Genomic DNA, 13,811 nt, shown 5'->3' on the forward strand with positions numbered 1-13,811 from the left:
GGAGACGGCTTGCCGTGGATCCCGCTCGGAACCACGGCTCCGGCCGTGAGCCGTCCCTCTCGGCCGGAGTCTGCCCGGCGCCCGGACCTGTGTGGCGGCGCCGGAGTGCGGGGTGTGGATCAGCCCTGGGCGGCGATCCGGGCGAGGCGCTGGGCCTCCTCGCGGGTGGAGCGGGCGATGGTGTCCTCGTCGGCGGTGAGCAGGCGGCCGTTCTCGACGATCTGCCGGCCGTCGACGAAGGACGCGGTGACCGGTGCCGCGGCGCCGAAGACGAGCGCGGTCACCGGGTCGGCGATGGAGGCGTGGGCGAGGGTGTCCATCTTCCACAGCACGACGTCGGCGAGCTTGCCCGGCTCCAGCGAGCCGATCTGCTCCGCGCGACCGAGGACCTGGGCGCCGCCGTGGGTGCCGAGCCGCAGCGCCTGGCGGGCGCTCAGGGCGGCCTCGCGGTGGGCGCCGAGGCGGTTGATGAGCAGGGCGTTGCGCAGTTCGGTGTGGAGTTCGCCGGACTCGTTGGAGGCGGTGCCGTCGACGCCGAGGCCGACCGGGACGCCCGAGGCGAGCATGTCGGGGACGCGGGCGATGCCGGCCGCGAGGCGGGCGTTGGAGGAAGGGCAGTGGGCGACGCCGGTCCTGGTGCGGGCGAAGGCGGCGATGTCGGAGTCGTTCATGTGCACGCAGTGCGCCATCCACACGTCCTCACCGAGCCAGCCCGTGGACTCGAAGTAGTCGGTCGGGCCCATGCCGAACAGCTCGTGGCAGAACTTCTCCTCCTCCACGGTCTCCGAGCCGTGGGTGTGCAGCCGTACGCCCAGCCGGCGGGCCAGCTCGGCGCCCTCGCGCATGAGTTCGGTGGAGACGGAGAACGGCGAGCAGGGGGCGACCGCCACCTGCGTCATCGCGTCGAAGGAGGCGTCGTGGTGCTTCTTCACGGTCTCCTCGGTCGCGGCGAGCGCGCCCTGCAGCGTCTCGACGGCGAAGTCCGGCGGCAGGCCGCCGTCCTTCTCGCTGCGGTCCATGGAGCCGCGGGCCAGCGTGAAGCGCACGCCCATCTCGGCCGCGGCCCTGATGATCGAGCCGGACAGGTCACCGGATCCGTGCGGGAAGACGTAGTGGTGGTCCATGGCGGTGGTGACACCGCCGCGGGCCATCGTGGCGAGCGAGCCCTGGGCCGCCGTGTACGTCATCTGCTCGTCGATGCGCGCCCAGGTGGGGTACAGGGCGACGAGCCAGTTGAACAGGTTGTGGTCGGTGGCCAGGCCCCGGGTGATCCACTGGTAGAAGTGGTGGTGGGTGTTGACCAGACCGGGCGTGGCGAGATGGCCGCTCGCGTCGATCCGGCGGACCACGTTCTCCAGGCCCTCGGGGGCGTTGCCCGCGCCGACCGACTCGATCCGGTTGCCGGCCAGGACCAGGTACCCGGAGGCGTACTCCGTGTCGCCCGCGTCCACGGTCGCGATCGCACAGTTCTCGATGACGACGCGCTGGGCTGCCGATGCTGCCATGGTGCTTCCTTGTCTTCAGTGGCGGCCCCGGGACGGGCTGTCCACGGGGAGGGCACGGCAGGACCCTAGGAGGATTTGAGTGCCGGAGCGGGCTGAGCGGGCGCGCCCCGGGTGCCGAGATGGTGGAAGAACAGGTTGAGCGAGACCGCGACGAGCGCGCCTGCGCTGATGCCGGAGCCGAGCACGGTCTGCGCCCAGGCCGGGAAGCCGGCGTAGAAGGTCGGCGCGGCCAGCGGGATGATGCCGGCGCCGAGCGCCACGGCGACCAGGACGATGTTGGAGCTGTCGTCCAGCCCCGCCTCCGACAGCGTACGGATGCCGCTGACGGCGATGGAGCCGAACAGGACGATGCCCGCGCCGCCGAGGACCGGCATCGGGACCAGGGAGACCACCGCGCCGAGGACCGGGAAGGCGCCGAGGACCAGCAGGGCGCCGCCGGCGACCGCGACGACGTAGCGGCTGCGTACCCGGGTCAGCGAGACGACGCCGACGTTCTGGGCGAAGGCTGAGGTGGGGAAACCACCGAAGACCGGCCCGATCAGGGTGGCGATGCCGTCGGTGCGCAGGCCGCGGGTGATGGTCCCGGCGTTAGCGCGGCGGTCGCAGATCTCGCCGAGGGCGAGCATGCCGGCGGAGGACTCGGTCATCAGCACCAGCATCACGATGCACAGCGACAGGACGGCCGCCGGCTGGAACTCGGGGGCGCCGAAGGCGAACGGCGTGGGCAGCGCGGCGACGGGCGCCGACCGCAGGCCGTCGAAGTCGGCCATGCCGAACGGCATCGCGGCCAGGGTGCCGATCAACAACCCGAAGAGCAGGGCGACTTGGCGGACGAAGCCGCGGCCGAAGCGCTGGATGAGCAGGATGACGGCGAGGGTGAACGCGGCGAGCGCGAGGTGCCGCATGGCACCGAAGTCGGCGGCGGTCTTGTCGCCGCCCTGTGCCCAGCTCACCGGGACGGGCATCAGCGTGACCCCGATCAGGGTGATGACGACGCCGGTGACCAGGGGCGGGAAGAAGCGCAGGAGCCGGCCGAAGAACGGGCCGAGTGCCAGGCAGAAGGCGCCGGCGACCATCACCGCGCCGTAGATCGCGGGAAGTCGGTGCCCTTCGCCGTTGGTCTCGGCGATCGCGAGGATCGGCGCGATGCCGGCGGAGGAGGCGGCGTTGACGAAGGGCAGCCGGTTGCCGACGAGCCCCTTGACGCCGATGGTCTGCAGGATGGTCGCGACACCCGCGATGAGCAGGCTCGCGGCGATCAGCCGGGTGCGGGCCGCGATGTCGAGTCCGCAGGCCTGACCGATGATGAGCGGAGGAGTGACCACGCCCGCGTACATCGCGGCGATGTGCTGGAGCGCGGCGGGGACGAGCCGCGAGAAGTGGAGCTTCTCGTCCACCGGGTGCACGGACGTGACGGCGTCCTCGGTGTGCACCGGCGGGGTGGAACACGGGGCTGTGGCGGGCCCCTTCGCAGGCTGTGCCATTTCGTTCCCTCCGGTGTGGCGGGCCCCCGGTCCGGCTGGCGGGGCCGGGGGCGCGCGTCCCGCGTCAGAGGTTGGTCATGTCGACCGGGATAAGGGCCTCACAGCCGTCCCGCAGGATGGTGGCCTCGATGAGGCCGTAGGGGCGGTCGGCGGCGTAGTAGACCTCGTTGTCGTTCTTCAGCCCGAACGGCTCCAGGTCCACCAGGAAGTGGTGCTTGTTCGGCAGCGAGAAGCGGACCTCGTCGATCTCCCCGCGGTTGTTGATGATGCGCGAACCCATCTGGTACAGCGTCTGCTGCAGCGAGAGGGAGTAGGTCTCGGCGAAGGCCTGGAGCATGTGCTTCCTGACCTGCTCGTAGGACTTCTCCCAGTTGGGCATCTTCTGCTCGTCGTCGGTCCAGTTGAACCGCCAGCGGCCGGAGACCTGGGTGGCCAGGATGCGGTCGTACGCCTCCTGCAGGGTGGTGTACTTGTCCTTGACGTAACCCCAGAACTCGGAGTTGGTCGAGTTCATCACGACCAGGTCCTTCAGGCCGGAGACGACCTCCCACTTCGCACCGTCGTAGGTGATCTGGGTGACCCGGGTCTCCTGGCCCTTGCGGACGAAGGAGTGCTTGACGTCGTCGGCGCCGATGAACTTGGAGTTGGCGTCGGAGGTCGCGATCCGCTCCCAGGCGTACTCCTCGATGCGGATCCGGGCCTGGTGGATCGGCTCCTGCGAGGTGACGAAGTGGCGGGCGAGGTGGATGCCGAACTGCTCGGCGGACTCTATGCCGTACTCCTTGGCGAACGCGTACACCGTGTTCTTGGTGGTGTCGGTCGGCAGGACGTTGGCGTTGGAGCCGGAGTAGTGGACCTCTTCCATGTCGCCGCTCAGCGCCACGGACACGTTGAGGTCCTTGATGTGATGGGTGGCGCCGTCCCGCGTGATCTTGACGACCCGGTTCTCGGCCTTGCCGTACTGGTTCTGTCCCAGGATGGTGGGCATTTAGCTAGCTCCCTCGGTAAACGGAGTAGCCGAACGGGTTGAGCAGCAGCGGTACGTGGTAGTGCTCGCCCGGTACGACGGCGAACGTGATCGCCACCTCCGGGAAGAACACCGCCGGTCCGCTGTCCCGACTCGCGGGGGCGTCCTGCTGCGCATCGGCTTGCTTCTTCGCAGAAATTTCGAAGTACGGCTCGACGGCGAAGTCCAGCCGTACGTGGGTGGTCCCCGCCGGCAGTGCCGGCAGGTCCTTGCACCGGCCGTCGGCGTCGGTCGCGGAGCCGCCGAGTGCCTGCCAGCCCGCGTCCCGCCCGGCGCGGGCGGAGAGCTGGACGGCGACGCCCTCGGCGGGGCGGCCGACGGAGGTGTCCAGGATGTGCGTGGACACGGAGGCGGTGGTGCTGGTGCTCATGGTGTCAGGCGTCCTCTTCGACGAGTCGGGCCAGTCGGATGCGGTTGATCTTGCCCAGCTCGGCGCGGACGATCTCCCGCTCCTGCTCGGGCGCGTTGCCGATCCGCTCCTTGACCGCGTCGCGCATCTGCTCGGCGGTCCTTCCGGTGGCGCAGATGAGGAACACGTGGCCGAACCTCTCCTGGTAGGCCAGGTTCAGGTCGAGCAGCTCGGCCTTGAGTTCGTCGGAGGCGCCGGCCATGCCGCGCTGTTCGCGGGCGGAGGTCGGGTCGCCGGGCTTGGGGCGCCCGATCGGTGGGTGCCCGGCCATCGCCTCTTCGAGGTCCGCGGTGGTCAGCTCGGCCATGGCGGCGTCGCTGGCGGCGAAGAGGTGCTCCACGCCGGCGTAGGGCCGGGCGGCGAGCAGTCGCCGGGCCCACTCGGTGGAGGCGCACGCCTCGTGGAGGGCCGCGAGGGCCGCGTGCTCCTCCAGGTCGTTGAACCGGGCCAGGCCCGGGGGCGTGGAAGTCGAAGTCACGGGAGCCTCCGTGGCCGGAAACGGCCGTCGTGCTGAACGGGCTGCCGATAGCTAACGCCCTCGGAAACATCACGTCAACACTTTGTTGAAAAATCCGCGTAACAAGCCGCGGAGTCACCCGGCGCCGCTCAGACGCCCTTCTCCCGGTTGAGGTAGTTGTAGACCGTGAAGCGGCTGACGCCCAGCGCGCCCGCCACGGTCTCCACGCCGTGCCGCACGGCGAAGGCGCCCCGCGCCTCCAGTATGCGCACGACCTCCTGCTTGGCCTTGCGGTCCAGCTCGGCCAGCGGCAGGCCCCGCCTGCGCTCCATGGCGGCCAGGATGTGATCGAGCGAGTCGGCGAGCTGGGGCAGGCGTACGGCGACGACGTCCACGCCCTCCCAGGCGAGGACGACGTCCTCGGCGCCGGCCTCGTCGGGCGGCAGCATCTCCCCGCCCATGGCGTCGACCAGCGGCTTCACGGCCGCGATGAAGGGCTCGTCCACGGTCACCTATCACCCTCCCCGATCCCGTCCTCGATCACGCTGACCTGGAGCGAGATCCGGTTGGCGCCGGCCCCCAGGGACCTGCGCAGCAGCGCGCCGACGGCGGTGAGCACGTCGTCCGCGCTCCCCTCGGCGGTATTGCCGAACGGGCCGACGTCCACGGCGTCCAGCTCCGCCGTCTCGACGACCTCCCGGGCCACCAGGGCGTGCGCGGGCGCCTCGTCCAGGTCGAAGGGCTCGGTCGTGAACTCCACTCTCAATCGCACGCGCACAACCTAACGCGAGGCACGGGTTTTCGGACGGCCCGGTGGGGAATGGCCGCCGGTCCCTCTTGACAAGCGCCGACACACGACGGCAATCTTCCATTAAGCAGAAACGAACTTCCGCGATACGGAATCTAGACCCACGGAAGGGAGCGCGGCCCGAATGGGATTCGCAGACCAGCGCTTCAACGTCAACCTGTCGATCCTCTTCACGGAACTCCCGCTCCTGGAGCGCCCCGCGGCCGCCGCCGCGGCGGGCTTCTCGGCGGTCGAGCTGTGGTGGCCCTGGGTCGACTCCCCCACCCCCGAGCAGTCCGAACTGGACGCCCTGAAGAAGGCGATCGAGGACGCGGGCGTCCGGCTCACCGGGCTGAACTTCTACGCCGGCCAGCTGCCGGGCCCGGACCGCGGCGCCCTGTCGATCCCGGGCGAGGAGTCCGAGAAGTTCCGGGCCAACGTCGACGTGGCCGCCGACTTCGCCGCCTCCCTCGGCTGCGGGGCGCTCAACGCCCTGTACGGCAACCGCGTCGACGGCGTGGACCCGGCCGAGCAGGACGCACTCGCCCTGGAGAACCTGACCCTCGCGGCCCGCGCGGCCCACCGGGCCGGCGCGATCCTGCTGATCGAGGCCCTCAACCGGCCCGAGTCGCCGAAGTGCCCGATCGTGAGCGCGCCCAAGGCCGTGGAGATCGTGGACGCGGTCAACGCGGCGACGGGCCTCGGGAACGCGAAGTTCCTGATGGACCTGTACCACCTGTCCATGAACGGCGAGGACCTGCCCGCGGTCGTCGAGCGGTACGCGGCGAAGACCGGGCACGTGCAGATCGCCGACAACCCCGGCCGCGGCGCCCCCGGGACGGGCTCGCTCCCGCTGGAGGAGCTGCTCGACCAGCTGAAGAAGGCCGGCTACGACGGCTGGATCGGCCTGGAGTACAAGCCGGGCGACCGCCCGAGCGCCGAGGCCTTCGAGTGGCTCCCGCGCGACGCGCGCTGAATTCCCGACTTTGCAGAGCAGTGAGAGAGGCACCCCCATCATGAGCAACGCCCTTCCCAAGATCGCCTGGATCGGCCTCGGCATCATGGGCTCCCCCATGTCCGAGAACCTGATCAAGGCGGGACACGACGTCACCGGCTTCACGCTGGAGCAGGACAAGCTGGACCGCCTGGCCGCCGCCGGCGGCACCGCGGCCGGCTCGATCGCCGAAGCGGTCCGCGACGCCGACGTGGTGATCACCATGGTGCCCGCCTCCCCGCACGTCGAGGCCATCGCCTACGGCCCGGACGGCATCCTGGAGAACGCCAAACAGGGCGCCCTGCTGATCGACATGTCCTCGATCACCCCGCAGACGTCCATCGACCTGGCCGCCGCCGCCAAGGACAAGGGCATCCGGGTGCTGGACGCCCCGGTGTCCGGCGGCGAGGCCGGCGCCGTCGAGGCCGTACTGTCGATCATGGTCGGCGGCGAGCAGACCGACTTCGACCAGGCCAAGCCGATCTTCGACGCACTCGGCAAGACCATCGTGCTGTGCGGCCCGCACGGCTCCGGCCAGACCGTGAAGGCCGCCAACCAGCTGATCGTCGCGGTGAACATCCAGGCGTGCGCCGAGGCCGTGGTCTTCCTGGAGAAGTCCGGCGTGAACCTGAGGGCCGCGCTCGACGTCCTCAACGGCGGGCTGGCGGGCTCGACCGTGCTGACGCGCAAGAAGGACAACTTCCTGAACCGCGACTTCAAGCCGGGCTTCCGCATCGACCTGCACCACAAGGACATGGGCATCGTCACCGACGCCGCCCGCACCGTCGGCGCCTCGCTGCCGGTGGGCGCCGTGGTCGCCCAGCTGGTCGCCTCCCTGCGCGCGCAGGGCGACGGCGGCCTGGACCACTCGGCCCTGCTGCGGGCCGTGGAGCGGCTGTCCGGCGCCCGGGTCTGACGGGCCCCTCGCAGACTTCCGGGCCGCGGCGCCGCTGACAACTGTCCTGTCGCGCCCAGGCGGCGCCGCGGCCCGGAATCAACTTCAACAAACTGTTGACGCCTCGTCCACCCCTACCTAGGCTCACGCCAGCGGAAGCTCCACAAAGCGGAAGTCTGTTTCCGAAGGTCACGAAGATTCCGCAGATTCCCGCTGCCCTCTCGCACGGAAGGTCCACGATGTCGAAGCGCGTGCTCACGACAGAGTCCGGCGCACCGGTCGCCGACAACCAGAACTCCGCCTCCGCCGGCGTCGGCGGCCCGCTCCTGATCCAGGACCAGCACCTCCTGGAGAAGCTCGCGCGCTTCAACCGCGAGCGGATCCCGGAGCGTGTCGTGCATGCCCGCGGCTCCGGCGCGTACGGCCACTTCGAGGTGACGGACGACGTCACCGGCTACACCCACGCCGACTTCCTCGGCGAGATCGGCAAGCGCACCGAGGTGTTCCTGCGCTTCTCGACGGTCGCCGACTCCCTCGGCGGGGCGGACGCCGTCCGCGACCCGCGCGGGTTCGCGCTGAAGTTCTACACCGAAGAGGGCAACTACGACCTCGTCGGGAACAACACCCCGGTGTTCTTCATCAAGGACCCGATCAAGTTCCCCGACTTCATCCACTCGCAGAAGCGGGACCCGTTCACCGGCAGGCAGGAGCCGGACAACGTCTGGGACTTCTGGGCGCACGCCCCCGAGGCGACCCACCAGGTGACCTGGCTGATGGGCGACCGCGGCATCCCGGCGTCGTACCGGCACATGAACGGCTACGGCTCGCACACCTACCAGTGGACGAACGCCGCCGGCGAGGCCTTCTTCGTCAAGTACCACTTCAAGACGAACCAGGGCGTCCGCTCCCTGAGCAGTGAGCAGGCCGCGGAGATCGCGGGCAAGGACGCCAACTCCCACCAGACGGACCTGCTCCAGGCCATCGAGCGGGGCGTACACCCCTCCTGGACCCTGTACGTCCAGATCATGCCGGCGGCCGAGGCGGCCGACTACCGCTTCAACCCGTTCGACCTGACCAAGGTGTGGCCGCACGGGGACTACCCGCTGCAGCGCGTGGGCCGCCTGGTGCTGGACCGCAACCCGGACAACGTCTTCGCCGAGGTCGAGCAGGCCGCGTTCTCCCCGAACAACTTCGTGCCCGGCATCGGCCCGTCCCCGGACAAGATGCTCCAGGGCCGGCTGTTCGCCTACGCGGACGCCCACCGCTACCGGCTCGGCGTCAACCACACGCTGCTCGCCGTGAACGCCCCGAAGGCGGTCCCGGGCGGCGCCCAGAACTACGGCCGCGACGGCCTCATGGCGTCCAACGCCCAGGGCCGCCACGCCAAGAACTACGAGCCGAACTCCTACGACGGCCCGGCGGAGACCGGCCGCCCGCTGGCGGCTCCCCTGGCGGTGGCCGGCCACACCGGCAACCACGAGGCTCCCCTGCACACCAAGGACGACCACTTCTTCCAGGCGGGCGAGCTGTACCGGCTGATGACGGAGGAGGAGAAGTCCCGGCTGGTCGCGAACATCGCCGGCGGCCTCTCCCAGGTCTCCCGCGACGACGTCATCGAGAGGAACCTGGCCCACTTCCACGCCGCCGATCCGGACTACGGCAAGCGCGTGGAGGAGGCGGTCCGCGCCCTGCGCGAGGACTGAGACCGGACGACCCACAAGCAGCGTACGGAGTCTGACGGGAGGTCATGACATCCGCACGCGGCCCGCACGGCACGCCGGACGACCCGGATGAGGGGTGGTCGTAGGGCGGCTGTGCGGGCAGGGCGAGGACCGCGGCGGCCTGCGAGCCAGTGCGGTGGTGAAGGAACGGCGTGCCCTTCTCGACCTGAGGGAAGGATGCCCGGCTCCGTCGCAGCCGCCGCGGTCCCACCCAGTCCCCCGCACGGGGGCCACCCGCCCCGTCCGGCGGCGCGAACGACCTGTCGCGCCCAGCCTCGCGCCGTCGGACGGTCATCACACACAGTGCGCGTAGCGCCCCCTGCCCCAGGGGGCGCTACGCGCGTTGCGGGCCCGGGGTGCGCCTGCGCCGCTTCCGCAGCACGCTGAAGCCATGGGCAATCCGTCGCAGTACCCGCACATCGTGGTCCACTCGCCCGCCCTGGACGGCTCCCGGCGGGTCACCGAGGGAGACGTGACCCTCGGCATCGCCTCGCATCTGGACGACGTCGTGGAGATCCTCCGGCTGGCCGATCTGGACCGGATCGAGGTGGAGGTGAGCGACCTGATCGAGTGGCAGGGCGGCGGCCCGGACGACTGGCCGGGGCTTTCGGAGCACGAGCTGTAGCGACGACGCGTACGCCGGCGGCCGTAGCCGGTCCACGAAAACCTCAGATCAACCTCTGAACATCGCGGTACAGGCTTCAACCACCCCCGCGCCGGGGCAGATTACCGGCACACGGGGCCCGCCGGCACGGGGGCGGCGGGCCCCGTACGGGGGGTGACCGATGCGGGGTACGACGACGATCCCGGCCGACCCGTACGCGATCGCGCTGCTGCGCGGCGGCGCCAGGGCCGCGGTGACAGTGGCGGTGCTGGGACTGCATCTGCGGGGCGCGGTAGAGGCGGGCCGGCCCGGGACCGTGAGGACCTGCGGCCCGGCCCGGGCACCCGTGTCTCCCCTGGCCGCGGCCGTGCACGCCACGCTCTACCGGCCCGCCGGGGTACGGCAGTTGCCGGAGCGGCGGCGGGTGCGCGAGGCGCTCGGCGAGCTGCGCGCCGAGCTGGCCACGGCGGGACTGCTGCGGACGGTCCTGCCGGGGCCGACACGGCGGGCCCGCCGGGCCCTGCGAGACCTGCGCGGCGGCCATCCGCTGCCCGGCCACCGCTCGGGCCTGTCCGTGGACGACAAGCTGCTCCTCGTGGCCCTGCACGGCGACCGGGCACTGACCGCCCTGGCCCCCCGCTTCACCCGCGAGGCGGGCCTCACCGGCCCAGGCGGCACCGCGGACCGCGACCTGCCCGGGTCCTGGGGCGGCGGAGGCGGGGGCGGCTTCAGCTGCGGGGCGGCGTGAACGGGTGGCGCGGGGCAGTGTGAGCACGCAGCGCGGGACGGCGTGAACGGGCGGCGCGGGGCAGTGTGAGCACGCAGCGCGGGACGGCGTGAACGGGTGGCGCGGGGCAGTGTGAGCACGCAGCGCGGGACGGCGTGAACGGGTGGCGCGGGGCAGTGTGAGCGGGTGGCGTGAGCGGGTGGCGTGAGCGGGCAGCACGAAGGGGCGGCCCGTCCGGAGGAACGGGCCGCCCCAGGGTCGCGGGGAAGGTGTCAGACCTTCAGCGGCTTGATCGACGTCGGCGCGTGGCCGGGCTCGGTGGCCAGGTCCTCGAACTCGGAGATGTCGCTGATGTCCATGGTGCGGCTCATCGAGATGTTGGTGATCCGCTCCAGGATCGCCTCGACGACGACCGGCACCCGGTACTCGGCGGCCAGCTTCTTGGCCTGCTCGAAGGCCGCCCCCAGCTGGTCCGGCTCGGTGACCCGGATCGCCTTGCAGCCCAGTCCCTCGGCGACCTTGACGTGGTCCACGCCGTAGACGCCCAGCTCCGGAGCGTTGACGTTCTCGAACTCCAGGTTGACCTGGAAGTTGATGTCCAGGCCGATCTGCGCCTGGCGGATCAGGCCCAGGTAGGCGTTGTTCACCAGGACGTGGACGTAGGGGATACGGTGCTGGGCGGCGACCGCCAGCTCCTCGATCAGGAACTGGAAGTCGTAGTCGCCGGAGAGCGCGACGACCGGGGAGTCCGGGTCGGCCTTGGCGACGCCGATCGCGGCCGGGATGGTCCAGCCGAGCGGACCGGCCTGGCCGCAGTTGATCCAGTGACGCGGCTTGTAGACGTGCAGCATCTGCGCGCCGGCGATCTGGGAGAGGCCGATGGTGGTGACGTAGCGGGTGTCGGGGCCGAAGGCCTTGTTCATCTCCTCGTACACGCGCTGCGGCTTCATCGGCACGTTGTCGAAGTGCGTGCGGCGCAGCAGGCCGGCCCTGCGCTCCTGAGTGTCGGCGACCCAGCCGGTGCGGTCGGGCAGTCTGCCCTCGGCCTTCAGCTCCTTGGCGACCTCGACGAACAGCTCCAGCGCGATCTTGGCGTCGGAGACGACACCGTAGTCCGGCGGGAAGATCTTGCCGATCTGCATGGGCTCGATGTCGACGTGGACGAACTTGCGGTCCCCGCGGTACACGTCGAGCTTGTAGCCGGTGTGGCGGTTGGCCCAGCGGTTGCCGATGCCGAGGACGCAGTCCGACTCCAGGAAGTTGGCGTTGCCGTAGCGGTGCGAGGTCTGCACACCCACCATGCCCGCGTTCAGCTCGTGGTCGTCGGGCAGCGCTCCCCAGCCCATCAGGGTCGGGATGACCGGGGTCTGGGTCAGCTCGGCGAACTCGGTCAGCAGGTCGGAGGCGTCGGCGCCGATGACACCGCCGCCCGCGACGATGACGGGGCGCTCGGCGGCGAGCAGGAAGGAGATCGCCTTCTCGATCTGGGCGCGGGTCGCGGCCGGCCTGTAGACCGGCAGCGGCTGGTACGTCTCCGGGTCGAACTCGATCTCGGTGAGCTGGACGTCGATCGGCAGGTCGATCAGGACCGGGCCGGGACGGCCGGAGCGCATCAGGTGGAAGGCCTGCTGGAAGACACCGGGGACCTGCGCGGCCTCCAGGACGGTGACCGCCATCTTGGTGACCGGCTTGGCGATCGAGGCGATGTCGACGGCCTGGAAGTCCTCCTTGTGGATCACGTTCGTGGGCGCCTGGCCCGTGATGCACAGGATCGGGATGGAGTCGCCGATGGCCGAGTACAGGCCGGTGATCATGTCGGTGCCGGCCGGGCCCGAGGTGCCGATGCACACGCCGATGTTGCCCGGCTTGGTGCGGGTGTAGCCCTCGGCCATGTGCGAGGCGCCCTCGACGTGGCGGGCGAGGGTGTGGCTGATGCCGCCGCCCTCCTTGAGGGCTTTGTAGAACGGGTTGATCGCCGCGCCCGGCACACCGAAGGCGTCGGTGACGCCCTCGAGCTTGAGGATCTCAACTGCCGCGCGGGCAGCGGTCATACGGGCCATCGAGTACTCCTGCTTCGGCTGTCGGATGCGTACTCCCGTCGCGCCCCGCGGTGAGCACAGTCTCCAGGCTATCCAAATTCCGCATTGCGGAACTCAACTTCTACTATCTGGAAACAATGTAGGGGGGTGGGTGAACGTCGTCAAGAGAGGCGAGCCACGCCAAGCGCCGGACAAGCGGGGGACGGCGGGAGGACGATGGGGACGCTGTCCCGAGACGACCGCCCCGAGAGGGCGTGTCCCGACGCGACGCCTTGGAGTGAGCCATGCCCGAGAGCGTGCCGGTGCGCTGTCCGGCCTGCCGGCGCGAGCACGTCTACACCGCTCCGGTCTATCCGTGCGCGTGCGGGGCACCCGTCGCCCCTCGGCCGGATCCGGCCGCGGAGCCGGTCGTGGCGGCACACCGCGCCTGGGACGACGAGTGGCTCACCGTGCCGTGCGCCGCCTGCGGCCGCCACGGCCAGTGGCCGCACCCGGAACTGGGCTGCCCGTGCGGCACGGTGCTGCGCATCCGGGTGATCCCGGCGACGAGCCGGACCGCGCCGGCACCGGCCGAGGCCGAGGCCGATGCCGAGGCGGAGGCCGATGCCGATGCCGAGGCCGACGCGGCCGTGCGGGGCGCCCCCGACCGGCGGGCCGCCCCCTTTGCGCCGCACACCATCCGTACCGCCCGCGACGCGGTGACCGCCGCCGCGCTCTATCTGCGCCGGCTCGGCTATCAGGACGTCCGCCGGGCCGACCAGCGGCCGCCGAGCGGCATCGGGCTCGCGGCCGGGGGGCTGCTCGCCCACGTGGACCCGGCCGTCCGGCCGGCCGCGCCGCGCGACGTGGAGTGCCTGTGGCTGACGGCGATGACGGAGTCGGCGGACTGCGTGTACTTCTCGCTCGCCGGCTACACGGACGAGGCGCGTGGCAGCGCGGCCGCGCTGGGGGTGCCGCTGTTCGTCCTCGACCTCACGGGCGTCCCGCAGCCGGTGAACGATCCGGCCGGCACACTGGACGCCGAAGGGGCACCGCCACCGCGGAGCCGGACCCGGGACGGGCGGATCTGAGCGTCCGGCACGGCGGCTTCACCGACGGGCCCTGGGCCGGGTGCGCCGCCGACGGCGCACCCGGCAGCCCGGGACCCGCCGTCCAGCAGGGA

General features: G+C 71.0%; 14 protein-coding genes. 6 read left to right on the top strand and 8 right to left on the bottom strand.

The genetic code is table 11. From position 1 onward, the window contains the following. Positions 1–119: 119 nt before the first annotated feature. The 7 genes from ACGFT2_RS21225 to ACGFT2_RS21255 form a co-directional block, all read right to left on the bottom strand. Positions 120–1,505, bottom strand: coding sequence for an 8-oxoguanine deaminase (locus ACGFT2_RS21225; RefSeq protein WP_393280438.1), 1,386 nt, complete (start codon positions 1,503–1,505; stop codon positions 120–122). 65 nt (positions 1,506–1,570) lie between these two features. Continuing rightward, on the bottom strand, positions 1,571–2,989 hold the full coding sequence (locus tag ACGFT2_RS21230) for a nucleobase:cation symporter-2 family protein (RefSeq protein ID WP_393280440.1): 1,419 nt from the start codon (positions 2,987–2,989) through the stop codon (positions 1,571–1,573). A gap of 64 nt (positions 2,990–3,053) precedes the next feature. Next, positions 3,054–3,977 carry a factor-independent urate hydroxylase gene (gene pucL, locus ACGFT2_RS21235; RefSeq protein WP_393280443.1) on the bottom strand — a complete coding sequence of 308 codons (924 nt, stop codon included), beginning with the start codon at positions 3,975–3,977 and terminating at the stop codon, positions 3,054–3,056. A 4-nt stretch (positions 3,978–3,981) separates the two neighbouring features. Beyond that, positions 3,982–4,386: a hydroxyisourate hydrolase gene (gene uraH / locus ACGFT2_RS21240; RefSeq protein ID WP_393280446.1), complete on the bottom strand. Its 405-nt coding sequence runs from the start codon at positions 4,384–4,386 to the stop codon at positions 3,982–3,984. A 4-nt stretch (positions 4,387–4,390) separates the two neighbouring features. Next, on the bottom strand, positions 4,391–4,903 hold the full coding sequence (gene uraD / locus ACGFT2_RS21245; protein ID WP_393280448.1) for a 2-oxo-4-hydroxy-4-carboxy-5-ureidoimidazoline decarboxylase: 513 nt from the start codon (positions 4,901–4,903) through the stop codon (positions 4,391–4,393). A gap of 128 nt (positions 4,904–5,031) precedes the next feature. Next, complete coding sequence (locus ACGFT2_RS21250) at positions 5,032–5,343, bottom strand: helix-turn-helix domain-containing protein (protein ID WP_393280970.1); 312 nt, start codon at positions 5,341–5,343, stop codon at positions 5,032–5,034. Between the two features lie 47 nt (positions 5,344–5,390). Continuing rightward, a complete protein-coding gene (locus ACGFT2_RS21255; RefSeq protein ID WP_393280451.1) occupies positions 5,391–5,654 on the bottom strand; it encodes a hypothetical protein in 264 nt (87 codons plus the stop codon). Positions 5,655–5,814: 160 nt separating this feature from the next. On the opposite strand from ACGFT2_RS21255, the gene ACGFT2_RS21260 reads away from it, so the two are divergent. From ACGFT2_RS21260 to ACGFT2_RS21280, 5 genes are all read left to right on the top strand, one after another. Then, the gene (locus ACGFT2_RS21260) at positions 5,815–6,645 is read left to right on the top strand and encodes a TIM barrel protein (protein ID WP_393280454.1); all 831 of its coding nucleotides are present in this window, start codon (positions 5,815–5,817) and stop codon (positions 6,643–6,645) included. A gap of 40 nt (positions 6,646–6,685) precedes the next feature. After that, positions 6,686–7,579 (top strand): 2-hydroxy-3-oxopropionate reductase, encoded by an 894-nt coding sequence (locus ACGFT2_RS21265; RefSeq protein WP_393280457.1) that lies wholly within the window; start codon positions 6,686–6,688, stop codon positions 7,577–7,579. A 218-nt stretch (positions 7,580–7,797) separates the two neighbouring features. Continuing rightward, positions 7,798–9,261 carry a catalase gene (locus ACGFT2_RS21270; RefSeq protein WP_393280460.1) on the top strand — a complete coding sequence of 488 codons (1,464 nt, stop codon included), beginning with the start codon at positions 7,798–7,800 and terminating at the stop codon, positions 9,259–9,261. Between the two features lie 409 nt (positions 9,262–9,670). Beyond that, complete coding sequence (locus ACGFT2_RS21275; RefSeq protein ID WP_393280463.1) at positions 9,671–9,904, top strand: hypothetical protein; 234 nt, start codon at positions 9,671–9,673, stop codon at positions 9,902–9,904. Between the two features lie 160 nt (positions 9,905–10,064). After that, on the top strand, positions 10,065–10,631 hold the full coding sequence (locus ACGFT2_RS21280; protein WP_393280465.1) for a TIGR04222 domain-containing membrane protein: 567 nt from the start codon (positions 10,065–10,067) through the stop codon (positions 10,629–10,631). A gap of 251 nt (positions 10,632–10,882) precedes the next feature. On the opposite strand, the gene gcl is transcribed toward ACGFT2_RS21280, so the two are convergent. After that, positions 10,883–12,670, bottom strand: a complete 1,788-nt coding sequence (gene gcl / locus ACGFT2_RS21285) for a glyoxylate carboligase (RefSeq protein WP_393280468.1) — start codon at positions 12,668–12,670, stop codon at positions 10,883–10,885. A 263-nt stretch (positions 12,671–12,933) separates the two neighbouring features. Here gcl and ACGFT2_RS21290 point away from each other — a divergent pair, with 263 nt between their 5' ends. Further along, complete coding sequence (locus ACGFT2_RS21290) at positions 12,934–13,719, top strand: hypothetical protein (protein WP_393280471.1); 786 nt, start codon at positions 12,934–12,936, stop codon at positions 13,717–13,719. Positions 13,720–13,811 lie beyond the last annotated feature (92 nt).

This window comes from Streptomyces sp. NPDC048514 (assembly GCF_043199955.1).
In the GTDB taxonomy this organism is placed as follows: Bacteria; Actinomycetota; Actinomycetes; order Streptomycetales; family Streptomycetaceae; genus Streptomyces.

Coding starts and splice junctions, on each gene's coding strand:
- uraH (WP_393280446.1), bottom strand. CDS start 4,386: ATGAGCACCAGCACCACCGCCTCCGTGTCCACGCACATCCTGGACACC.
- ACGFT2_RS21230 (WP_393280440.1), bottom strand. CDS start 2,989: ATGGCACAGCCTGCGAAGGGGCCCGCCACAGCCCCGTGTTCCACCCCG.
- pucL (WP_393280443.1), bottom strand. CDS start 3,977: ATGCCCACCATCCTGGGACAGAACCAGTACGGCAAGGCCGAGAACCGG.
- ACGFT2_RS21265 (WP_393280457.1), top strand. CDS start 6,686: ATGAGCAACGCCCTTCCCAAGATCGCCTGGATCGGCCTCGGCATCATG.
- ACGFT2_RS21250 (WP_393280970.1), bottom strand. CDS start 5,343: ATGGGCGGGGAGATGCTGCCGCCCGACGAGGCCGGCGCCGAGGACGTC.
- ACGFT2_RS21275 (WP_393280463.1), top strand. CDS start 9,671: ATGGGCAATCCGTCGCAGTACCCGCACATCGTGGTCCACTCGCCCGCC.
- ACGFT2_RS21260 (WP_393280454.1), top strand. CDS start 5,815: ATGGGATTCGCAGACCAGCGCTTCAACGTCAACCTGTCGATCCTCTTC.
- gcl (WP_393280468.1), bottom strand. CDS start 12,670: ATGGCCCGTATGACCGCTGCCCGCGCGGCAGTTGAGATCCTCAAGCTC.
- ACGFT2_RS21290 (WP_393280471.1), top strand. CDS start 12,934: ATGCCCGAGAGCGTGCCGGTGCGCTGTCCGGCCTGCCGGCGCGAGCAC.
- ACGFT2_RS21280 (WP_393280465.1), top strand. CDS start 10,065: ATGCGGGGTACGACGACGATCCCGGCCGACCCGTACGCGATCGCGCTG.
- ACGFT2_RS21225 (WP_393280438.1), bottom strand. CDS start 1,505: ATGGCAGCATCGGCAGCCCAGCGCGTCGTCATCGAGAACTGTGCGATC.
- ACGFT2_RS21270 (WP_393280460.1), top strand. CDS start 7,798: ATGTCGAAGCGCGTGCTCACGACAGAGTCCGGCGCACCGGTCGCCGAC.